Genomic DNA, 23,729 nt, shown 5'->3' with positions numbered 1-23,729 from the left:
TGAATGAATGAACATTCTCTCAGTAATATCATACGAAAAACTCAAGAGAGATTACATTCTCAAAGAATTCCTGAAGCCAATCTTGATGCAAAAATACTTGTTGAATGGATAACAGGCACAAACGCATCTGATAGAATTTGCAAACCACATTTTTGCCTATCTTCTGAACAAATTTTACAATTAGAGCAACTTATTCAACGACGTATTGCTGGAGAGCCTGTTCACCGTATTATAGGAGTTCGAGATTTTTATGGTATACCTTTTACATTATCTCAAGATACATTAGAACCACGCTCTGATACAGAAACGCTAGTGGATATCGTTTTACCGCTCCTAAAAAAACAAGTAAAAAAGTCAAAAAAAATATCATTCCTTGATATGGGAACGGGAAGCGGTGCCATTGCCGTTGCAATTCTTAAACAAATCCCTCAGTCGCATGCAGTAGCTGTCGACATTTCTAAAGATGCTCTCAAAACAGCTACAAAAAATGCAAAAAATGCGGAAGTAATACACCGTTTTACACCGCTTCTCAGTGATTGGTTTAATTCTGTAAGAGGTCGATTTGACCTCATTATTTCTAACCCACCTTATATTCCAGAAAAAGATATCAAAAACCTTGCAAAAGAAGTACGCCTTTATGATCCATTGCATGCTCTCAACGGTGGAAAAGATGGTCTTAATTTCTATCGCAAACTCGCATATAAAGCAGCACACTACTTAAAAGAAAACGGTCATATAGCCATTGAAATCGGCTATTCTCAAGAAAAAAAAGTTTGTAACTTATTTGAAAAAAATAGCTTTCAATGTATAGAAATGCGCAGAGACTTAAATAATATACCTCGTGCGCTTCTTTTTGCATATAATCCTTAAAATTTCCAATCATCATCTGTAGTAGCAACAGCCTTGCCAATGACATAGGAAGAACCAGCCCCTGAAAAAAAGTCATGGTTTTCATCTGAGCTTGGTGATAAAGCTGCCAAAATCGCTGGATTAACACGACAAACTTCAGGTGGAAAAAGAGCTTCAAACCCCAGATTCATTAAAGCCTTATTTGCATTATAATGAAGAAAAACTTTAACATCTTCTGTTAGCCCAATATTATCATAAAGATCTTCAGTATATTTGCATTCAATATTATAAAGATCAAAGAGTAATTCAAAGGCAAAATCTTTCATTTCCTTCTTTTTATCTTCATCAAGTTTTGCAAATCCCAATTGAAACTTATAGCCTATATAGTAACCATGTACGGCTTCATCACGAATAATGAGTCTGATTAAATCAGCTGTATTGCTCAATTTAGCACGACTCGCCCAATACATAGGCAAATAAAAACCAGAATAAAATAAAAAACTTTCAAGCAAAGTCGAAGCAACTTTTTTCTTTAATGGATTATGTGCTTCATAACGCTCAAGGACTAACCTGGCCTTTTTTTGCAAATGAATATTTTCTTCTGACCATCTAAAAGCATCATCAACTTCTGCTGTTGAGCATAAAGTTGAAAAAATAGAAGAATAAGAACGCGCATGAACCGCCTCCATGAACGCAATGTTTGTTAACACAGCTTCCTCATGCTCTGTTATCGCATCAGCCATAAGAGAAATAGCTCCCACAGTGTTCTGCACTGTATCCAAAAGAGTTAATCCTGTAAAAACACGAATCGTTAACTTCCGTTCTTCTTCTGTCAAACTCGCCCATGAAGGAATATCATTAGAAAGAGGAACTTTCTCAGGAAGCCAAAAATTTCCAGTTAAGCGGTTCCAAACCTCAAGATCCTTTTCATCATGTAATCTATTCCAATTAACAGCACTAACAACAGGGTTCTTTGTTGAAATCTTTGTCATATGACTATCTCCTATAAACTGCACGAAACACAGCCATCCACTTCTGTCCCACTTAGCGCCATTTGCCGCAACCGTATATAATAAATACTCTTTATTCCTTTTTTCCAAGCATAAATTTGTGCACGATTAATATCACGTGTAGTTGCTGTATCAGGAAAGAATAATGTTAGCGAAAGACCTTGATCAACATGCTGCGTAGCAGCAGCATAAGTATCAATAATTTTTTCAGGACCAATCTCATAAGCATCTTGGTAAAAATTTAAATTTGTATTATCCATGTAAGGAGCAGGATAATAAACGCGTCCAATTTTTCCTTCTTTGCGAATTTCAATCTTTGACGCAATAGGATGAATCGAAGATGTCGCATAATTAATATAAGAGATAGACCCTGTAGGTGGTACAGCCTGAAGGTTGCGGTTATAAAGACCGTATTCAGCAACCAATTTTTTAAGTTCCTGCCAATCTTCTTGATTAGGTATGCCAATATTATTACGTTTAAAAATCTCTTGCACAACCGAAAACTGTGGTTTCCATTCTTTTTCAATATATTTTTCAAAAAAACGACCATCTGCATAAGCAGATTTTTCAAACCCTGCAAACGCTGCTTGGCGCTCCCGCGCAATTAAATTGGAAGCACGTATTGCATGGTATGTCACAGTATAAAAATAGATATTGGTAAAATCAATTGCTTCGGGAGACCCGTAATAAATCTGTTCTCGCGCTAAAAAACCATGTAAATTCATTTGTCCTAAACCAACTGCATGGCTTTCCGCATTGCCTTTCGCAATAGAAGGAACACAAGCAATATTGCTCATATCTGAAACAGCAGTGAGAGCACGAATAGCAACTTCCACCGTTTTCCCTAAATCATTGCCTTCGATTGCTTTTGCAATATTCATGGAACCAAGATTACAAGATATATCACTCCCGATAGTACGATAAGTTAAATCAATTTCTAACTCACTGGCTTCACTTACCTGCAAAATTTCTGAACATAAATTGCTCATACTTATACGACCAGCTATTGGATTAGTTCGATTGGCGGTGTCCTCAAATAAAATATATGGATAACCTGACTCAAATTGGATTTCTGCTAAAGTTTGGAAAAAGACGCGCGCACTTATTTTCTTTTTACGAATCCTTGCGTCATCAACAAAAGACCGATAATGCTCCGTTAAAGAAATGTCGCTAAAAGGTTTCCCTGTAACACGCTCTATATCATAAGGTGAGAATAGGTACATATCCTCATTATTACGCGCAAGTTCAAAAGTAATATCAGGAATAATAACACCAAGCGAAAGCGTCTTGATTCTAACCTTTTCATCAGCATTTTCGCGCTTTGTATCCAAAAATTTCATAATATCCAAATGATGCGCATGCAAATAAACAGCACCGGCTCCCTGCCGCGCACCAAGTTGATTGGCATAAGAAAAAGAATCTTCTAAAAGCTTCATTACAGGCAAAACACCTGAAGACTGATTTTCTATTTTCTTTATTGGCGCCCCTGCTTCTCGCAAATTAGTTAAACATAGCGCCACACCTCCACCGCGTTTTGAAAGTTGTAAAGCCGAATTAATGGAACGGCCTATTGATTCCATACTATCCTCAACACGCAACAAAAAACACGAGACCAATTCACCACGCTGCTTCTTTCCAGCATTTAAAAATGTTGGTGTTGCAGGCTGAAAACGCCCTGTAATAATTTCATCTACAAGTCTCTCAGCAAGCACCTTATTCCCTTGCGCCAAATATAAAGCTACAAGACAAACTCGATCCTCATATCGTTCAAGATAGCGCTTTCCATCAAAAGTTTTTAGCGTGTAGCTAGTATAATACTTAAATGCACCTAAAAAAGTAGGAAAGCGAAACTTAAATGCATAAGCACGTTTAAAAAGCCTTTTGATAAAAGAAAAATCATAAAGCCTCAACAAAGCTTCCTCATAGTAGCCTTCCTCTATCAAATAATCTATTTTTTCTTTGAGATTATGAAAAAAAACTGTATTTTGATTAACATGCTGGAGAAAATACTGCCGTGCTGCAAGCCGATCCATATCAAATTGAATACGACCATTTTCATCATAAAGATTAAGCATTGCATTTAGTGCATGATAATCCGTAACTTGATCCGGATTTTTCAGCCGTTCTATACCGATTGTTTCCAAAATCTCTCCAATCCCTTTTTTACACAAATAACATCTTCATCAGTTCCACGCAGCTCAAAACGATAAAGGCAAGGCACACAGCATTTTTCGGAAATGATCCTGCTAGCTAAACCATAATTGCGACCAAAATTACGATTTCCACCACCAATGACACCACGAATTAATCTACGGTTTTCGGTCTCATTGAGAAAACGAATAACCGCTTTCGGCACAGCCATTCTCCCTTCCCCATCTGCATATGTGGGAACAACTAATATATAGGGCTCATTAACCAACACACACGATTTTTTTTTATCAATTTTTAAAAGCCGTTGGTCAATTTGAGAAACAAAATGCTCAGTATTGCCCGTTTTACTTGAGTAATAAACAATAAGCCCCATTAGTCACAAAGACCACTAATCATATCTGGTCTAAAACCTGACCAATGATTTTCACCACAAACAACTACAGGAACTTGACGATACCCCAAAGATTGAACAAAATTATATGCTCGCTCATCACAAGAAATATCAACGACATTATAATCGATACCTTTAGCATCAAAGGCACGTCGTGTAGCGTCGCATTGGACACAAGATGGCTTACTATAAATAGTAATCGACATTTTAAAACTTCCACAATCCCTAAAACAAGAAAATATACGCAAGTACGTGAGTGTACAAATACGTGCAATTATACCCTAATTCAAGCAATACACAGCTTCTCAAACATAACCGAAATCCCCATATCCTTAACTGACTAATTTAAAAACACGGTGAGAATATATGATTATTCAATAACTTATAATGAATTTTCCTAATTATAGCCTGCTTGAATTGCATTTCCCTCCTGTCGTCTTACAAAAAAATCAACGATCTACGATAACGCCTTAAGCAGCTGTTTCCAAACATCTTCCCCTTCATGACATAATAATTACAAAATATAAAAAAGAATCTTTACTAAAATACTTCAGTGAAAATACCACTTTATATTAAATTAATTACTTTCCACTGCTGAAATAGCTCAGATACCAAACAAAACGCACATACACTCATTTTGTTTTTACAACTTTGTTTTTACAACTCTGTAATATTTTTAATATTTCATTACAAAAATTCAACTCTTGTTTTGAACTTTCCACGATCTTTTTATTTATCAAAATCTAATTTTTTTAGCTTCGAAATGTAATAATATAACATTTTATTGACATATGTAACTATATAACATAACTATCTTAGATAAAATTTGAAGCAAAAGTATTCCTCTAATGATGGTGGTATGAATTATGGGCTTGCATTTCGACGATGCAACATTAGGTTACGTGAGCAGAGTAGTTATAAAGGGCTTTTCGGCAAAACTAGTGGCTGGTTCATTGGTTGCAATAACTGGTGATAATGGTTCTGGGAAATCTACCCTCCTTAAAGCTATTGCTGGCTTAATTAAACCCATTAGCGGTAAAATCATACAACCTGAAAAGAACCGTGTTGCTTATCTTTCCCAGCAATGCGAAATTGATAAAACATTTCCATTAGATGTAAAAGAACTTATAAAAACAGGTCTATGGTCTTTTTGTGGATTGTGGAAAAATCAACGTTCCTATCAACATAAAGTACAAAATGCACTTGAAATGGTTGGGCTTACAGCACTTGCTACACAACCACTTGATACGCTATCAAGCGGTCAATTGCAGCGTGCACTTTTTGCACGGATTATTATACAAGATGCTGACACTATCTTACTTGATGAACCTTTCAATGGTGTAGACCATCATACTCAAAAAGACCTTTTAGCCTTAATTACCCACTGGCAAAAACAAGGGCGAACAATTCTTACAACACTACACGACCCCCTCATTGTAGAAAAATATTTTCCAAAAATGATACAAATTAATAAACAAAATGCTTCTTTTGGAAAAACAAAAGAGTTTTTTAATCACATTCCTCATCAAATTATATCGCCTCTTTCATCCACCCCTCCTGAGATCAAATCGCAAGAAAAATTTCCTTCCATCAATGATTGTAATTATATTGGAGCATAATACGTGTATTCACTTTTATTTGCTCCCTTCATTGATTTTCACTTTATGCAAAATGCTTTAATCGGTTCGATTCTTTTATCAATTAGCGCCTGTCCAGTTGGTGTATTTCTGATGCTGCGTGGGATGAGTCTGACAGGAGATGCTATATCCCACGCTATTCTTCCGGGTGTTGCAACTTCTTTTCTTTTTTGTGGCTTCTCTCTCATTTCTATGACACTTGGCGGTATCTTGGCTGGCGTAATTGTAGCAACAGCAACTGCTTTAATTTCAAGAAATAGCATTCAAAAAGAAGATGCATCAATGACAGTATTTTATCTTATCGCACTAGCTGCAGGGATAATTATTGTTTCACTGAAAGATTCAACAGTTGATTTGCTTCACTTTTTATTTGGCTCAGTGCTTGCTATTGATATACAGGCTCTTTGGCTAATTATGACTATAATGTTAATCACACTATGTAGCCTTTGTATTTTCTGGCGCGCTCTTGTAATGGAAAGCTTCGACCCTTTGTTTTTTAAACTACTCTCGCCATTAGGCAAATACATTCATGTATTATTACTCGGGCTTGTGATATTAAATCTCGTTGGCGGTTTTCAATCACTAGGAACATTACTCTCCGTCGGTATTATGATGATTCCAGCTATTACAGCCCGCTTTTGGCTTGCACGCTTAGGAGCCATTTGTATACTCTCTATTTTTTTAGGAATTATTGCTAGCACATGTGGTTTGCTGCTTTCTTTTCATTTATCACTTCCTTCTGGCCCCTCTATCATTATTGTAGCAGGAATTATTTACCTTTTTTCTTACCTCATAAGCCCACGGGGTTTTATTGTCACACGCTTTCCTCGCCTTTTCCTATATTTTCCTCTCACTTTAAGGAAATAATGTGCCTCAATTTGTTTTGCTTAGAATTCTCTTGTTGTTCACCCTTCTTCCATTTTCTGCTTCTGCTCATAATAAAATCAAGGTTGTGACAAGCTTTTCTATTCTTGCAGATTTAGTCAAAAATGTAGGAGGAAATCATATTTCTATTATCACCCTTATAGGACCAAATGCTAATATGCACACTTACGAAGCTATCCCCCATGATGCCCAAGCTCTAAAAAATGCCGATATTATTTTTATCAATGGTCTTCATTTAGAAGGTTTTATGAATAGACTCATTACAGCAAGCGATACAAAAGCACTTATTGTAGAAGTCAGCGCTAATGTTCCCCCTCTCACAATAAAAAATCAAAGACATGGTATCGAACACTATCATCATCAAAACGAAATTGATCCACACGCTTGGCAAACTATTCCTAATACGAAAATTTATATCAAAAATATCACGACTGCTCTTTGCAAAGTCGACCAAAAGTCTTGTATAATCTACAAGAATAACGCCAATGCCTACACCCAAAAGCTCAATAAAATGCAAAAAATTATCTCAGAAAAAATTTCTACCATTCCAAAAGATAGGCGTATTATTATAATGTCTCATAATTCTTTTAACTATTTTGCTCAAGAATATGGTTTTACTGTTCTCGCCCCCCAAGGAGCTTCAACAGAAACTGAAGCTACCGCTGCTGATGTAGCGAAACTTATCCAACAAATTAAAACAAATAAAGCAGCAGCATTATTTGTTGAAAATATTTCTAAGCCTCATCTCATAAAACAAATATCAAAAGAAACAGGTTTAAAAATCGGTGGAACATTATATTCTGATGCATTATCAAACGAAAATGGCCCCGCTGCAACGTATCTTGATATGATGAAGCATAATGTTACCACTATCATTGATGCGATAGTAAAACACTAAAATACATGATCATAAGTAGTGGAATGAAAATAACTTTTCAAATATCATTGCTCACAATGTACGAAAGAACAATTTATAAACCATAAAATTATAAATTCAGATACACCATATTTTTTCAATTACCAGCAATTACTGCTTCTGCCTCTGAGTTCCCTTCATACGCTCCGTATTCAAATCATTTGTTATTAAATATCCGCAACAATCCTATTAACATACACTGCCAATCTCCAAGAGAAAACTAACAACAATATAAACAAATTCGTTTGACCTTTTGATGGTTCCTGTTTAAATGGGCTTGATATATTTTTGAAACGGAACCTTCGAGGCAGTGCATGTGTAATATTATGAGGAGGGGAATCTGTGTTCTATCACTTCAGAAAGGGTGAATTATGAGTCGCTTTTATTTTTCCATAGTGATGTTTATGGTTACTATCATCGGAACAACAGCAGGTTTTGCACAAACAAAAATTAGCTTTTGGCACTCTATGAGTGGTGAGCTGGGAAAACAAACTGAAAATTTTATTAACGACTTTAATGCAAGCCAATCTGAATATAAAATCGTTCCCTCATTTCGTGGTGAGTATGAAGAGGGTATGACTTCACTCATCGCAGCATTTCGTGGGAAACAACAACCCGTTCTCGCTCAGATTTATGAAGTTGGTACCGAAACTATGATGGCTACAAAAAATGTAGTTTATCCAATTTATCAACTTATGGCAGATACAAAACAGAAATTTGACCCTACGGATTACTTACCTGCTATCAGAGATTATTATTCGGATTCTCAGGGTCACATGTGGTCGCTACCATTTAACGCTTCAACTCCAATCCTTTATTATAACAAAGATATCTTTAAAAAAGCGGGGCTTAATCCAGAACAAGCCCCTAAAACATGGCAGGACGTTGAAAGTTTTTCCCAAAAAATTCTTGAATCTAAAGCAGCGAGTTGTGGTTTTACAATGGCTTACGCAGCTCAATGGATCGGTATAGAAAATTTTTCGGCATTGCACAATATTCCCTTTGGGACAAAAGAAAATGGTTTTGGTGGACTTAATTCAGAACTCGCATTTAATGGACCTCTACAAGTGCGTATGTGGACTGATCTAAAAAAGTGGTCTGATCAAAATATTTTTCGCTATGGTGGCCCCGCTGGTGCATTAGATGCAACATCAATGTTTATGGCACAAAACTGTGCAATTTTTATACAATCCTCAGGATCTCGTAATGGTATCTTTTCTGAAGCTCAGTTTGATGTTGGGATTGGTATGCTACCTTACTACAACAATATTGAAGGTGCGCCACAAAATTCAATTATTGGAGGTGCTTCTATTTGGGCATTAAAAGGTCATACTCCGAAAGAATATGCAGGAGCAGCGGCTTTTCTTAAATTTCTTGCGAGAACAGATAATCAAGCAAAATGGCATCAAAAAACGGGTTATCTTCCAATTACAGAGGCTGCTTATAAATTAAGTGTAGAACATCATTTTTATGATCAAAATCCAGGCTCAGATATAGCTATCAAACAGATCAATCTTAATCCACCAACGATTAATTCAAAAGGAGTAAGATTTGGTAATTTACCACAAATTCGTTCTATTCTTGATCAAGAGTTGGAAGCCGTTCTTAATGGCTCAAAAACTCCCAAAGAAGGATTAGATACAGCAGTTAAGCGTGGTAATAAACTTCTCCGTGAATTTGAAAAAGCACATCGTTAAATTTTATGATTGCTATTTAACATGAAAAAACTCAATCTAAAAATTGAGTTTTTAAAAGTTCTTTTATTATTTTGATCATACACTCGTGTTAAAGAATTTTTAAAATGCAAGAAAAACATGCATACTTTAAAAATAGCCTACTCCCTTACTGGCTGCTTTTTCCTCAACTCGCTGTTACTTTTCTATTTTTTCTGCTGCCTGCAGCTCAAACAGTAAAGTTGTCTTTTGAGCGTGAAGACACTTTTGGTCTTATTAAGACATTTGTTGGCTTTGAAAATTATGTAGCGATCTTTTCTGATCCTATTTATGTGAAGTCATTACTTACAACCATAATATTTTCTGTTTCTGTCACTGTTGTTACAATGGCAATATCCCTTCTTTTGGCTGTTTCTGTGGATCGTGTTATTCGTGCACAAAAGACTTATACAATGTTTTTGCTTTTACCTTATGCAATTGCTCCTGTATTATCTGGTGTATTGTGGTTGTTTATTTTTCACCCTACTATTGGAATTTTTCCTTTTATCCTGGAAAAAATAGGCATCATATGGAACCATCGTATTAGCGGCATTCAAGCAATGATTCTTATTGTAATTGCTGCTAGCTGGCAACAAGTCTCTTACAATTTTCTTTTCTTCCTTGCAGGTCTTCAATCTATTCCACGTTCTCAAATAGAAGCAGCAGCAATAGATGGTGCTGGCCCTTTTAAACGATTTTGGACCGTAATATTTCCGCAAATTTCACCAACAACCTTTTTTCTTCTCATTATAAACATTCACTATGTTATGTTTGATACATTTGGTATCATCGATAATATAACTTCTGGAGGACCAGCCAACGCTACAAACACCCTCGTCTATAAAGTATATGAGGATGGCTTTAAAAATCAAATGATTGGTATATCAGCAGCGCAATCCGTAATATTAATGCTGATGGTTATTATCTTAACATTCATACAATTTCGTTGGGTTGAACGTCGCGTACAATATTAGAAAGAACGTTATGGTTGAAAATCGTCCTATTTTAAAGTTTATGACTCACCTTATCATAATTGTAGGTATTATCGTTATTTGCTTTCCAATTTATGTCGCCATTATTGCTTCAACCCATAGTTCAGCTTCATTTAACGCAGGAGCACTTCCTCTCCTGCCGGGGAAATATGCTATAGAAAACTATACAGTAATCTTTGGTGATAAACTCGCACAGCTTGGTCTTCCACGACTAGGGCCACTTTTAATGAATTCATTTATTATGGCGTTTGGCATTAGTATTGGAAAAATTCTTATTTCACTTTTTTCTGCTTATGCAATCGTCTATATGCGCTTTCCTTTCCGAAAAACTGCTTTTGCTCTTATTTTTATCACATTGATGCTTCCTGTCGAAGTCCGCATCATTCCAACATATGTTGTAATTGCAAAATTGGGAATGATAAACACCTATAGCGGAATGATTATTCCACTCATTGCATCAGCAACTGCTACATTTCTATTTCGTCAGTTTTTTTTAACTGTTCCTGATGAGCTTTTAGAAGCTGCACGTGTTGATGGCGCAGGACCATTTAAGTTTTTTAAAGATATTCTTTTACCCCTTAGTAAAAGTAATATTGCTGCTTTATTTATCATCATGTTCATTTATGGATGGGTACAATATCTCTGGCCTCTTATTGTGACAACAGATCAAAACCACCAAACTATTCTCGTGATATTAAAACAGCTTATAGTAGAATCTCTTCAACATGACCCTCAATGGAATATCCTTATGGCAATAGCAGTCGTTGCCATGATACCACCTGTTCTAATTGTTATTCTTATGCAGCGGCTTTTTGTTAAAGGCCTCATTGAAACGGAGAAATAATTGTGGCAACAATTCAATTGTCAAATATAACAAAACAATATGACAATGGCATTTTGATTATTAATGATCTGGATTTAAACGTTGCTGATCGCGAACTTCTTGTCCTTGTTGGTCCTTCAGGGTGCGGGAAATCAACCTTATTGCGCATTATCGCTGGACTTGAACAAGTTACCTCAGGTAAGCTTTATATTGATCATGAATGCGTTAATGATCGTGAACCTGCTGATCGCGATATCGCTATGGTTTTCCAAAATTATGCACTCTACCCCCATATGACAGTACGTGGTAACCTAGAATATGGCCTTAAAAATCGTAAAACTCCCAAAGAAGAAATAAAAAAACGTGTTGCACATGCTGCAAAACTTTTACAAATAGAGCCATTTCTAGATCGTAAACCGCGACAATTATCAGGAGGACAACGGCAACGTGTTGCAATGGGGCGTGTTATTGTACGTCAACCACGCGTTTTTCTTTTTGATGAGCCACTTTCCAATCTTGATGCAAAATTACGTGCACAAATGTGTATCGAAATTAAAACGCTACAGCGTTCTTTAGGAACAACCAGTCTCTATGTTACCCACGATCAATTAGAAGCAATGACACTCGCTGATAGGATAGTTGTTCTTAATAAAGGGCGTATCGAACAAATTGGAACCCCTATGGAGATTTATGATCGTCCTGCAACAACTTTTGTTGCTGAGTTTATTGGTTCTCCCCCGATGAACTTTTTGAATCGTCAAATATTAGAACAACATTTGGGCAATCCATTTGCTTGTAGTAAAGAAACTGATCTTTTAGCATTTAGACCTGAAGCAGTTTTATTAGGGAAATACCCAGATAAAGGGCCTGTTTTCCATACAAAAATTGAACTTATCAAACCTGTAGGAACAGGGTGCCACATTTTAACACGTTGGAATGACATTATATTTACCATAGAAACAAAAGAGCGTCTTATGAATGACTATGGCCAAGAATTAAGCTTTACTGTTGCGCATGACAGCTTTCACACATTTAACAAAAACACAGGAAAGCGCACGTAATGATTATTATGGTAAAGTTCAAACTTCATAAATCGTAGTAAGCAATATTAACAAGCAATTGATCTTCTGCTCACTATCTTAATAAAAATATGAAGTTTGTCTTTGGAATAATATAATAGTTTTTATTTTTGCGAACGCAGTCGTAAAGCAAGGTCAGGCTGATCTGTTGTAATATAGTGGACTGGCATATCAAGCCAATACGATAATCGAGCTTGTCCATTAATTGTCCACACTCCCACAGTAAATCCAGCATTAAATGCAGATTCAACAAAATCCTGTGAAGCAACAGAACCGTTCACACTTAAATCACGGTACCCTAATTGTTTCCATTCAGAAAAATAACTTCGTATATCACCTTCAAAACTATCAATACACGGCCCAGATGGTATTCCTTCTTCAATGAAGGGGCGAAGACAAGAAGGATCAAAACTAATTGCTGAAACCCGTTCTACTAAATTTCTGCTTTTTATCAATGCAAGCGCCTTTTCAGATAAAAGATATTCGCGCTCAACGTTACCACATGTTTTAATTTCAAGATGCAGTGCAACATTGCTAGGTTTCAAAATATCAAGAACTTCCTCTAACAAAGGTGGAGCTTCAGTGCTTCCTTTCACACAAAGTTTTTTGCGTGTTTCATTATCAACATCATAAATATATTCTTTTTTTCCAACCAATTGTTCTAAATAAAAATCATGAAATACAACCACTTCACCACTTTTAAGAAGATGAACGTCACACTCAATCTCATCTACTTTCAATGCAATCGCATTATGAAATGCTGACAGTGTATTTTCAGGAGAAAGATTAGCTCCACCACGATGCGCAACAATTTTTTTTTCAAACATAAAAATTTCACACTTCTAAATTTTAAATGAGAGTAAATAATATGCAATCAGATGATATTTTCTAAATCCATATCAAACATACAACAATTATCTAAAAATCTTTCTTTCTTTTGTCCAATCACTTTAGTATTCAATTACAAATAGCACTATTCTTAAAATATTTGCACTTAAAACTAGTCATTACCACTTATAAAGTGCGATATAAATAAAACCCTTTGTAATCATGAAGTTTAAAAATCACCTTTACGATAACAATACCATATTCAGAGATTATCTTACTTTTTACACTTTTTCATTATTTCAACTCAAATGGCGCAAAAATTAGTCCCTTCGCTAAATACTACCACAACATCTCAAGAAATTTTTACCAATAATCAGAAAACGCACACCTGTCTCCAACTTTACTCAAGCAGATGACTATTAAGAAAAATGGCTTCTTTTTAATCTATAAACTGTAAAAAACTTTTTTAGTCAAAAACAAAATATCACGGTAATATACAGGACAAGAAAACTTTTACACAACTCTACTGCATCACCGACCATTATACCTAGCAATTAATATTAGTTAATAAATAAATAAACCTGACTGTTTATATAAAAAACATTCTTACAAAATATAATTCAAAACTCTAAATTACCTTAATAATTTATTCCATTATTAAAGCTGTTTTAAATACAACCTTATTTAAAAGTTTAATATCTAAAATGAACTTCTATTATCAAGCATAGCAGTACAAAATACCCATAACTTTATCCTAAAAATAATCACATAAATTGCCTCATCTAATGATAAAGCTCAACGTATCTAAGATTATAGTTATATGTAATAAATATCTATTTCTATATCACAATAACCCAATGAGCTTCTAAAATAGTCATTACAATCGGGCAATAAAATCTCTTTAATTAACTTTTCTCCAATTATGCTCTTAAATAGACACTCACCATCACTTTAATCTTTACCACCTCTACATTAGACTAATATCTGCTAATGATCATTCCCACTCAATGGTACCAGGAGGCTTTGAAGTAATATCATACACGACACGATTAATACCCCGAACTTCATTAATAATACGTGCTGCTGTTTTACTCAAAAACTCCATATTATAAGGATAAAAGTCAGCAGTCATACCATCTACAGACGTTACAGCGCGAAGAGCACAAACAAACTCATAAGTGCGTCCATCACCCATAACACCAACAGTCTGAACAGGAAGAAGGACAGCAAAAGCCTGCCAAATTTCATCATAGAGACCAGCTTTACGAATTTCATCTAGATAAATAGCATCCGCTTCACGCAAAATTTCTAATTTTTCACGTGTAATTGCACCTGGACACCTAATTGCAAGACCGGGCCCCGGGAAAGGATGGCGGCCTATAAATTGCTCAGGTATCCCTAGTTCTCGCCCTAAGGAACGAACTTCATCCTTAAACAGCTCACGTAATGGTTCTACAAGCTTCATATTCATCCGTTCTGGCAATCCACCTACATTATGGTGGCTTTTAATTGTTACTGATGCACCAATAGCGGATACACTCTCAATAACGTCCGGATAAAGTGTTCCCTGCGCTAAAAATTCTGCTCCTCCCCTCTTTTTAGTTTCTTCTTCAAAAACTTCAATAAAAAGGCGGCCAATTGTTTTACGCTTTTTCTCTGGATCTGTTTCACCTTCTAAGGCCTTGATAAATATATTGGCAGCATTCACATGAACAAGCTTTATATTATAATGATCTCTGAACAGAGTAAGAACTTCTTCAGCTTCATTTTTACGCATTAACCCATGATCTACCAATACACATGTCAATTGATCTCCTATTGCTTCATGGAGAAGTACAGCAACAACCGATGAATCAACACCTCCTGAAAGACCACAGATTACGCGACTTTTTCCAACCTTTTTGCGTATTTCAGCAATTGCATGATCACGATAAGCTGCCATTGACCAGTTACTTTTAAGACCGGAAATTTTATGAACAAAATTTTGCAACAATTTTGTGCCATCTGGCGTGTGAACAACCTCAGGATGAAACTGTACCGCATAAAAACGACGTTCTTCATCAGCAATAGCAGCATAAGGAGCGCCTTTTGATGTTCCGATGACACGGAAACCTTTGGGTAAAGACGTCACACGATCTCCGTGGCTCATCCATACCTGATAAGAATGCCCCTTTTTCCAAAAGCCATTAAAAAGTGCGCTATCTTCTTTAATCTCCAAAAAAGCGCGCCCAAATTCACGCTCATGCCCAACTTCAACTTTTCCTCCAAGCTGAACACACATGACTTGTTCACCATAACAAATTCCAAGAACAGGAATACCAGCTTCAAAAACTTCCATCGGAGCACGTGGTGAATCATTATCAATTGTCGAATGAGGACTGCCTGATAAAATAACAGCATCAGGTTTCATTTTCTTCATCCACTCTGAAGCCAATTGAAATGGAACAATTTCAGAATAAACACCCATTGCCCGTACTCGTCGAGCAATCAATTGTGTAACCTGTGAACCAAAATCAATAATAAGAACAATACCTGAACGAGATGTATGCATAGGAAACCAATCAATCATTGCCAAAATTATTAAACGAGTTTTATTATCCAATCTTTCATTTTTCACAACCCACTTAACATGAGAAAAATATTATTATTGCAAAATTTTAAGTAAAAAGCATAAAAATATAAATTAATGTTCTTGTTGTAGAATAGATAAAAAAAAGCCATCCGTCATTGTTGTTGCTGGAGATAAAGTCATCCCATAGTTTGAAAATGTTGGCTTTACAGTCGAAAGATTAAAATGTCGCTTCCATAAATCTCGCATATTTATAGGATGAAAATTAGGATGCTGCTGAAGAAAATGAGAAATTTGTTCTTCATTTTCATCTACAAAAAGAGAACATGTAATATAGACTAAGCGTCCACTTAACTTGAGATAACTCAATACTGTATTTAAAATACTATTTTGTTCTTTTTGACGTTTTTTAACCTGTTCCATTGTCAAGCGCCATTTTGCATCTGGATGACGACGCCATGTTCCTGTCCCACTGCACGGAGCATCTAATAAAACAACATCCATCTTCCCTATTAAAGGCTTTAATTCTTCAGTATGCTTCCGTAACTGCACATTACGAACACCTGCTCGTCGAAGACGGTCAACGATAGGAGATAAACGCTTTTTATCTAAATCATAAGCATAAATCTGCCCCTGATTGTTCATATCAGCAGCTAAAGCCAATGTTTTTCCACCAGCACCAGCGCAATAATCCAATACCTGCATACCTGCTTTTATTTCGATCAAGTGAGCAACAATCTGAGACCCTAAATCTTGTATTTCAAATTGCCCTTCACGAAAAGAAGATTCTATTTGTACGTTAGGATGACGGCTAAACATTTCGATTGGTGCAATCCTTAAAGCTTGTCGAAACCATGATAAAGACTGCACTTCAATTTTAGCTAAATTTTTCAGCACCTTCTCTGGTGTTGCCTTTAAACTATTCACACGTAAATCTAAAGAAGGCCGTGTTGCTAATGCCGCAGCTTGAGTTACCCAATTATCTAAAAATACAGGAAACAAATGAGCTTGACACCATTGGGGGATATCAGCACGGATATAGTCTGGCGCATTAATTAACTGCCGTTTTTGCCATGATTCACGCTGCTTAATATTTAACAACTGAGGTGAAAATCGATCCCCTTCTAACTCACCATCAATTTGTTCAATAGTCATTTTTCCAGTATCTAATAAAACACCGAAAACAATATCCCGAATATCATCACTATCCATACGCCATTGTAAAGAATAACGTCTCCTTAAAACATCATAAATGATTGTACCAATCACCGCTCGATCACTGGCTCCAGCAAAGCGATGAGAAAGTCCCCAATCTCTTAAAGCTTCGGCCGCAGAACAATGCCGAGTTTCTATCTCTTTTAAAACATCGATTGCTGCTTGTAAACGTCCACCCAATCGCATTATTTTTTCCCTTAAATTTTAAGATTATCAACAATTTAAGTAAAAAAATTGTCTTTATCACTGTTAGTACATTTGATTAAAAATCATCAAAAATGTGTATTTAAAGCTAATGATTTTTGTAGCCAAAAATTTTGTATTTTATTCGTTCATATTATCTGTCATTTTAAAGTACATATTTCATACCTTTACTTTGATGCTAAAAATACACTGCTATCCATAAAATCTATTTTCCAATTTATAAACGCAAGAATCGTAAAGCTTCTGCTAATTCGTTTTAACCGATATTTAATACCCTTATCTAAATAAACCTCAACATCCAACACCTCGAATTTTAGAGAAAATTGCACTTACCTCACCAAAATCTAAAAAATTCATTTTGTTTATAATAAATATACAGTGTAATTTTTTATAAGGGCTTGGAACCAGTATTCGGTAAGGCCGTTTTTATTATACTGGTTCTACACCAGAATAATTTAAAAGGAGAAAATAATGAACACTCATAACAATGGGAAAACAACAGCGTCTAAAAGTTGTCACACTACAGCGTCCTCAACTAATGGGAAGAAATCCTCTCACAGCGATCAATCTCATACTCGCCAACGCGCATCAAAGACAGGACAAAAAACTACAAAACGTTGATTCCTATAACTTACCTATCAAAAGGATTGGAGTGCTAGCCTCCAATTCTCTCTTTACCTTTTTGAGCTAAGATTATTATAAAATTACAACGCAAAATATTAACTTCTATATGTCCTTTGAGACCTCAACACTTGTAAAATAATTTCAGGCTTTTACTGATTAAATAGGCCTCTGATAATTTGGGCTCTCCCGTGTAATAGAAACATCATGTGTATGACTTTCATGGAGTCCGGCATTAGTGATACGAACAAACGTTGCCTTTTCACGAAACTCTGCCAAATTTTTTGCTCCAACATACCCCATCGAAGCGCGTAATCCACCAGCTAGCTGATGCAACACCGATGCTATAGCCCCCTTATAAGCAACTTGACCTTCAACACCTTCAGGAACCAATTTAAGCTCATCACGAACTTCATCCTGGAAATAACGGTCTGCTGATCCCCGTGCCATAGCACCAACTGATCCCATTCCACGGTATGCTTTAAAAGATCGACCTTGATAAAGATAAACTTCTCCAGGACTTTCTTCGGTACCTGCTAAAAGAGAACCTATCATCGCAGCACAAGCTCCACCCGCTAAGGCTTTAGCAAAATCACCCGAAGCTTTAATACCTCCGTCAGCAATTACAGGAATACCTGCTTTATCCGCAACTTCTGCAGCCCCCATAATAGCTGCAAGCTGAGGAACACCGACACCGGCAACAATTCGCGTTGTACAAATAGAACCAGGACCAATACCAACTTTTACAGCATCTGCGCCACTGTCAATCAAAGCCTGCGTTGCTTGCGGAGTTGCAACATTCCCAGCAATAACCACTGTAGAAAGCATCATTTTCTTTATACGCTCAACCGTTTCTAGGACACGCTGAGAATGTCCATGAGCCGTATCAATCACTAGTACATCAACACCAGCATCAATTAACCTTTCGGCCCGCTCAATCCCATCATCCCCCACACTGCTTGCAGCAGCAACACGTAAACGTCCTTGGGAATCTTTAGCAGCATTTGGATTTAATTGTGCTTTTTCAATATCTTTGACAGTCACCAAACCAACACAGCGACCTTGTGCATCTACAACCAATAATTTTTCAATACGGTGATGATGCAAAAGACACTTCGCTTCATCTAGCTGAACATTTTCACGTACTGTGATCAAATTTTCATGCGTCATTAATTCATAAATTTTCTGCCTTGGATCTGATGCAAAACGCACATCCCTATTCGTCAAAATACCAACAAGCCGACCCGCAGTTTCACCATTATCACCACTTTCAACAACTGGTATCCCTGAAATACCATGAAACCGCATCAAAGCTTTCGCTTTTTCAAGTGTTGCATCTGGTCCAATAGTCACTGGATTGACAACCATACCAGATTCAAATTTTTTTACCTGGCGTACCTCTTCTGCCTGTTCTGCAGGAGACATATTACGATGAATAACACCAAGACCACCAGCTTGAGCCATAGCAATCGCCAAACGAGCCTCTGTCACAGTATCCATTGCAGCAGACAGCAATGGCAAATTCAACTCAATATCAGCCGCAATACGTGTTTTGATATCTACTTGGTTAGGCATGACAAGAGAATGACCTGGCTGCAAAAGTACATCATCAAAAGTTAATGCCATCGCACCGGTCTTTGTTTCAATAATCTTTGCCATATCCAAATTCCTTTAATAACACAGCACCGCAAGGAGCCCTAAAATGACACAACTACGGTTTCTATAATTGTGGATTGGCGAAAAATTATGCCATGTTATAAACAAAATGAAAAGAAGAATAAAATAATTTTTTGAATGTCACCTACCTATAATTGTGACTCAATAGGTAACCAACTCATTATTTTTGCCAATACACGTCGCCTCAAATTACTTTCTGGCTCATAATCAATACTGCACAGTTTTTCATTTTTAATAAAATCCCAATAAATTCGATTATTTTCACCAAGACGGAGGCGATAACTCATTTCACCAGCCGTTTCCTCAGAAAAAAGCAAATCCAACCTTTCAACAATTGGCGCACATTCAAAAAGGATACCCATTTCTGTATTCAATGCAAATGACCGAGGATCAAAATTGAAAGATCCAATAAAAGCAGTTTTATGATCAATTAAAAAAGCTTTGGCATGTAAGCTTGCTCTGCTTGATCGAAATAATCGCAATCTATGAGAGCCTCCATCTGGTTTTAACTCATAGAGCTTAACACCACTTTTTAATAATGCTCTACGATATGGCACATAACCACCATGCACAAGAGCTACATCCGTAGCTGCTAAGGAATTTGTTAAAATTTTAACATCAACACCTTTTGAAACCAAACTACTCAAATTTCGTGTGCCGACCTTCCCAGGAATAAAGTAAGGCGATATAATCTGAACTGTTTTCTTGGCATCTCCAATAATCTGTGAAAGTACTTTCACAATCCAATTTTCTGCTTTTTTTCTCAATGCTTTTTCTGGAGGATCGGAAAGAACAACAACCTTATTTGCTAAAAATAATTGCTCTCCTGTCTTAATAAAACACCCCAAATTAATATGCTCACTGACATAGTTCAAATAAACTTTAGCAATATCCGAATCACGAAATCTTTGTAGTTTATCTCTCCAGTATGAAAGGCTTTTTGCACTTTTCACAGCAACCAAAGTATGAATTGGTGAAACTACAGCACTATTCCAAAAATCATCAAAAACAACTTCTACTTTTTTAACAGATGGACCAATCAACATTAAATCTAAATCTCGGAAACGTGATTTTTTTCCTGCATCAAAATAGGAATCCGCAAGATTTCTTCCTCCTACAAAAGCTACCCGACCATCCACAATAAAAGCTTTATTATGCATTCTACGCGTTATATTAATCGCTCGCAATATAATCTCCAAGCCACGGCGTATCCCCCCCTTACGTACTCGTCTTGGATTAAACATTCTAACCTCAATATTAGGATGTTTATTGAGCGCAATGTACACCAAATCAAGTGCTTGAGCATTAATGTCATCTAAAAGAAGACGAACCCGAACACCACGATCAGCAGCCTCTACTATTTCACTTAACAACAAGCGACCCGTTAAATCATCATCCCAAATATAATACATTAGATCAAGGCTGCGCTCCGCCTGTGCAGCTGTTACTGCCCGAACATAAAAAGCATCCAAATTGCTGATAATGAGTGAAAGAGCATCTTTATCAACTCCTAACCCATCCATTTCTTCCGCTAACTGACTTACCATACGATCAAGCTTAGTTTCATCTTTTTTCACAGTAAATGCGTAAGAACATTTTACTTGGAAAGTTTTCACAAAACGACCACATGTATAAATCGCCAACATAGACGAAACAAAAAAAATATAATAAAATCGGTAACAATTTCTAATAAAATCAAAGAAGATACTTTCTCTTTCAAACAATTCTTCTATTAAAAGTACAAACTATGATATTAGAACAAATAGATGTCTATCTTAAATCATGCAAAAAATAAAATCCATCCTTTACTTCAGAAAAGAATAATTATTTAGTAATATTAAAGTTTTTTCTCCGGTTTCTAAAGAACATAAAAATCGCTGTTATTTATGTAATTGAAATAAAGTCTTAAAAACATAAAAAAAGGGGCTGATAAAATTTAATAAATGAATCTTATATGAAATTTATATGGAATTTAGAGCAACTTCTCATTTAATGATGATGTTCTTTTCAAAACCTAACTTCCTTCATCTTATTTTATTCTAAATTATTTTTTTTGGAAAGCCATACTTATTCTAAATAAAGATTCGTTGTGGATATTACTTTTGTTCTTGCCTGTTAAATGCTTTCAATTCATCTATTTTACGGTAAAGAGTAGAACGCCCAATACAAAGGCGACGTGCGATTTCACTCATACGTCCTTTATAGTGCTTAACCGCTTTCTCAATAATATCACGCTCCATCTCTGCAAAAGTACGGACATGCCCATCAGTATCAAGAAATTGTATCGATTCTTTTTCATAATGTTCTTGAACATCATCAATAATATTTGAATCCCTCATTAACGAACTTCCCATTAAGTGTGGAAAATCACGAACGGTTAACAACGGCCCTTCACTAAGCAAAACAGCACGAAATAGACAATTCTCAAGCTCATCCCGATTACCAGGCCAATCATACTGCATAAGCAAGGAAAGAGCTGAACCTGCCAAACCATGTACATGCGATCGCCCTGTTTCAACGACAATTCGATCAATTATACGTTGTGTAAGCTCTGGAAAGTCATCCCTTAATTCTCGTATAGGCGGAACACTAATGGATAATTGGGAAAGTTGCTCAAATAAACTTTGTGAAAAAAAATCCTCTTTAACCATATCCGTAAGACGCGACGTTGAAATAGCAATAATCCGAAAAGGAGGTTTTTTTTTCCTTGTATCTTTTTCTCTTTCTTTGAGATAGCATGAAAAGCGTTTCTGCTGTATAGGTTCGAGTCGATCAACATCACAAAGGCAGAGTGTTCCCTCTTTAAGGGAAGAAACTAATGGTAAAAACTTGTCAAGCCATTGGCGATTTTCTTCTTTCGAATTAGAAATAGCGACACACTGAAAGCGAATAAAATCCTTCCCAGATAACAAATTTTCATGATGAATGATACGCGCTAATGTTTCACGACCCGTTCCAGCCTCACCTTCTATTAAAAGATTCTGTAAAGAAGATGCTGCCCTCTTTGACTGTTCTAAAACTGCCTGCATCACCTTACTCTTTACGCAGAGATCAGAAAAACATAAATGATTTTCATTGTCCCGCCGGATATAATGAACTTCGCGCTCCAATGCAGCAAGGAAAGAAAGTGTATCCAAAGTAACCCTCAAGCGCAGTGGTGTAATTGGATGAATCCAATAGTCAATAGCTCCAGCCGTTAAAGCTCTCTGGAGCAATTCCTGATTATCTTGTTGTGCCATCACAACAATAGGAACAAAAACACCAGCAGCTCTAATCATTTTGATCAAATCACTTACACTCAAATCACTCATTACAATATCAAGGAGTGCAAGGACAATATTTTTACGTCTATGTAAAAGATCAACAGTACGTAGACTATTTTCTGCTTCAATAACACGATAACCAAGGCTTCGTAGCATAACAGAAAGCTCTACACGTTTCCCGTAATCTTCACTTGCAATAAGAATGGGACCAACCATAGCTTAATAATTTCCTTTAAGATATTAAGTGGCTTAATATAAGAACTGCTGCCAACCATGAGAATATATCTCACCTCTTGTGTTTTACGTACAAGCTCTATCAAGTTGTCAATTAAATACAACATTAAGAACATTTTTTTCCAATTTTTTTGCTTTTTTATTGCTTTTCATTTAAATTATCTTATTAACTGATGGAATAATTTAATGATGTGGTAAAAATTGAGGATTAAGTCAAATAAATGAAAATTATTTGCCATATTTTCTGTCTTATAATTGCCGCTATCACTCTGACATCCTGTGACTTTTTGCAGTATTCCCGACAAAATACATCGGCAGGAATTGATGGTATATGGGTTGATGAAAACGGTATTATTTCTTCTTTTCACAATGGTGCTTTTGAAACAAGAGCAGCAGATACAGAAGAAAAATTATCAGAAGGTACTTATAAATATGTTAGTGCTCAACAGGTGGAAATTGAAATACATTCAATTCTCCGTGGCACAATATCTCGAGTAAGTTGTGTGGTTTTATACAATAAAACACAGCTTTTTTGTACGTCACGTAATGGTCTACAATTTTCTCTTAAAAGGAAAATTTAGACAGATATAAGCTTTACCGAAAAAACACATATAAAAGGGGTATTTTGTAGTAGAAGTACAAACCACCTCTTTTTTCGTTCAACTTTATTTTC

At 36.1% G+C, this 23,729-nt stretch carries 19 protein-coding genes and 1 pseudogene; 10 read left to right on the top strand and 10 right to left on the bottom strand.

What is annotated here, in order from left to right; translation table 11 throughout:
* Positions 1–3: 3 nt before the first annotated feature.
* Positions 4–870, top strand: a complete 867-nt coding sequence (gene prmC / locus V5N68_RS03825; RefSeq protein WP_332065864.1) for a peptide chain release factor N(5)-glutamine methyltransferase — start codon at positions 4–6, stop codon at positions 868–870.
* Here the strand turns inward: prmC and nrdF are convergent.
* The 4 genes from nrdF to nrdH are packed head-to-tail and all read right to left on the bottom strand — an operon-like array spanning position 867 to position 4,607.
* On the bottom strand, positions 867–1,841 hold the full coding sequence (nrdF, locus tag V5N68_RS03820) for a class 1b ribonucleoside-diphosphate reductase subunit beta (RefSeq protein ID WP_332065863.1): 975 nt from the start codon (positions 1,839–1,841) through the stop codon (positions 867–869). The two genes, prmC and nrdF, sit on opposite strands and share 4 nt — an antisense overlap.
* 11 nt (positions 1,842–1,852) lie before the next feature.
* Positions 1,853–4,003 (bottom strand): class 1b ribonucleoside-diphosphate reductase subunit alpha, encoded by a 2,151-nt coding sequence (gene nrdE / locus V5N68_RS03815; RefSeq protein ID WP_332065862.1) that lies wholly within the window; start codon positions 4,001–4,003, stop codon positions 1,853–1,855.
* Positions 3,985–4,383 carry a class Ib ribonucleoside-diphosphate reductase assembly flavoprotein NrdI gene (gene nrdI, locus V5N68_RS03810; RefSeq protein ID WP_332065861.1) on the bottom strand — a complete coding sequence of 133 codons (399 nt, stop codon included), beginning with the start codon at positions 4,381–4,383 and terminating at the stop codon, positions 3,985–3,987. The genes nrdE and nrdI overlap by 19 nt, the downstream gene beginning before the upstream one ends.
* Entirely contained in the window at positions 4,383–4,607 is a 225-nt protein-coding gene (gene nrdH, locus V5N68_RS03805; protein WP_332065860.1) for a glutaredoxin-like protein NrdH, read from the bottom strand. The genes nrdI and nrdH overlap by 1 nt, the downstream gene beginning before the upstream one ends.
* Positions 4,608–5,267: 660 nt before the next feature.
* Here nrdH and V5N68_RS03800 point away from each other — a divergent pair.
* The 7 genes from V5N68_RS03800 to V5N68_RS03770 all read left to right on the top strand — a co-directional run bounded on the left by V5N68_RS03800 (position 5,268) and on the right by V5N68_RS03770 (position 12,427).
* A complete protein-coding gene (locus V5N68_RS03800) occupies positions 5,268–6,020 on the top strand; it encodes an ABC transporter ATP-binding protein (RefSeq protein ID WP_332065859.1) in 753 nt (250 codons plus the stop codon).
* A 45-nt stretch (positions 6,021–6,065) separates the two neighbouring features.
* Complete coding sequence (locus tag V5N68_RS03795) at positions 6,066–6,905, top strand: metal ABC transporter permease (protein ID WP_442879690.1); 840 nt, start codon at positions 6,066–6,068, stop codon at positions 6,903–6,905.
* Position 6,906: 1 nt separating this feature from the next.
* On the top strand, positions 6,907–7,821 hold the full coding sequence (locus V5N68_RS03790) for a metal ABC transporter solute-binding protein, Zn/Mn family (RefSeq protein ID WP_332065857.1): 915 nt from the start codon (positions 6,907–6,909) through the stop codon (positions 7,819–7,821).
* Positions 7,822–8,210: 389 nt separating this feature from the next.
* The gene (ugpB, locus tag V5N68_RS03785) at positions 8,211–9,536 is read left to right on the top strand and encodes a sn-glycerol-3-phosphate ABC transporter substrate-binding protein UgpB (RefSeq protein ID WP_332065856.1); all 1,326 of its coding nucleotides are present in this window, start codon (positions 8,211–8,213) and stop codon (positions 9,534–9,536) included.
* A gap of 104 nt (positions 9,537–9,640) precedes the next feature.
* Positions 9,641–10,525, top strand: coding sequence for a sn-glycerol-3-phosphate ABC transporter permease UgpA (gene ugpA / locus V5N68_RS03780; protein ID WP_332065855.1), 885 nt, complete (start codon positions 9,641–9,643; stop codon positions 10,523–10,525).
* Positions 10,526–10,535: 10 nt separating this feature from the next.
* Complete coding sequence (ugpE, locus tag V5N68_RS03775; RefSeq protein WP_332065854.1) at positions 10,536–11,387, top strand: sn-glycerol-3-phosphate ABC transporter permease UgpE; 852 nt, start codon at positions 10,536–10,538, stop codon at positions 11,385–11,387.
* 2 nt (positions 11,388–11,389) lie between these two features.
* Positions 11,390–12,427 (top strand): sn-glycerol-3-phosphate import ATP-binding protein UgpC, encoded by a 1,038-nt coding sequence (locus V5N68_RS03770; RefSeq protein WP_332065853.1) that lies wholly within the window; start codon positions 11,390–11,392, stop codon positions 12,425–12,427.
* Positions 12,428–12,549: 122 nt separating this feature from the next.
* Here the strand turns inward: V5N68_RS03770 and V5N68_RS03765 are convergent, their stop codons facing one another.
* The 3 genes from V5N68_RS03765 to V5N68_RS03755 form a co-directional block, all read right to left on the bottom strand.
* A complete protein-coding gene (locus V5N68_RS03765; protein ID WP_332065852.1) occupies positions 12,550–13,272 on the bottom strand; it encodes a glycerophosphodiester phosphodiesterase in 723 nt (240 codons plus the stop codon).
* A gap of 995 nt (positions 13,273–14,267) precedes the next feature.
* On the bottom strand, positions 14,268–15,824 hold the full coding sequence (gene guaA / locus V5N68_RS03760; RefSeq protein WP_332065937.1) for a glutamine-hydrolyzing GMP synthase: 1,557 nt from the start codon (positions 15,822–15,824) through the stop codon (positions 14,268–14,270).
* 132 nt (positions 15,825–15,956) lie between these two features.
* Positions 15,957–17,243: an RsmB/NOP family class I SAM-dependent RNA methyltransferase gene (locus V5N68_RS03755; RefSeq protein WP_332065851.1), complete on the bottom strand. Its 1,287-nt coding sequence runs from the start codon at positions 17,241–17,243 to the stop codon at positions 15,957–15,959.
* Positions 17,244–17,732: 489 nt separating this feature from the next.
* Here V5N68_RS03755 and V5N68_RS03750 point away from each other — a divergent pair, with 489 nt between their 5' ends.
* Positions 17,733–17,882, top strand: coding sequence for a hypothetical protein (locus V5N68_RS03750; RefSeq protein ID WP_332065850.1), 150 nt, complete (start codon positions 17,733–17,735; stop codon positions 17,880–17,882).
* A 159-nt stretch (positions 17,883–18,041) separates the two neighbouring features.
* Here V5N68_RS03750 and guaB read toward each other — a convergent pair whose 3' ends face one another.
* The 3 genes and pseudogenes from guaB to V5N68_RS03735 form a co-directional block, all read right to left on the bottom strand.
* The gene (guaB, locus tag V5N68_RS03745; protein WP_332065849.1) at positions 18,042–19,541 is read right to left on the bottom strand and encodes an IMP dehydrogenase; all 1,500 of its coding nucleotides are present in this window, start codon (positions 19,539–19,541) and stop codon (positions 18,042–18,044) included.
* Positions 19,542–19,687: 146 nt separating this feature from the next.
* Positions 19,688–21,258 (bottom strand): annotated as a pseudogene (locus tag V5N68_RS03740) (phospholipase D family protein).
* A 397-nt stretch (positions 21,259–21,655) separates the two neighbouring features.
* Positions 21,656–23,038: a sigma-54-dependent transcriptional regulator gene (locus V5N68_RS03735; RefSeq protein ID WP_332065848.1), complete on the bottom strand. Its 1,383-nt coding sequence runs from the start codon at positions 23,036–23,038 to the stop codon at positions 21,656–21,658.
* A 239-nt stretch (positions 23,039–23,277) separates the two neighbouring features.
* Here V5N68_RS03735 and omp10 point away from each other — a divergent pair, with 239 nt between their 5' ends.
* Positions 23,278–23,637: an outer membrane lipoprotein Omp10 gene (gene omp10, locus V5N68_RS03730; protein ID WP_332065847.1), complete on the top strand. Its 360-nt coding sequence runs from the start codon at positions 23,278–23,280 to the stop codon at positions 23,635–23,637.
* The last annotated feature ends 92 nt before the right edge of the window (positions 23,638–23,729 follow it).

Source organism: Bartonella eidoli (assembly GCF_036576145.1).
In the GTDB taxonomy this organism is placed as follows: domain Bacteria; phylum Pseudomonadota; class Alphaproteobacteria; order Rhizobiales; family Rhizobiaceae; genus Bartonella.
Note: the sequence above shows the minus strand (reverse complement) of the source record. Positions and strands in the feature narration are given on the sequence as shown.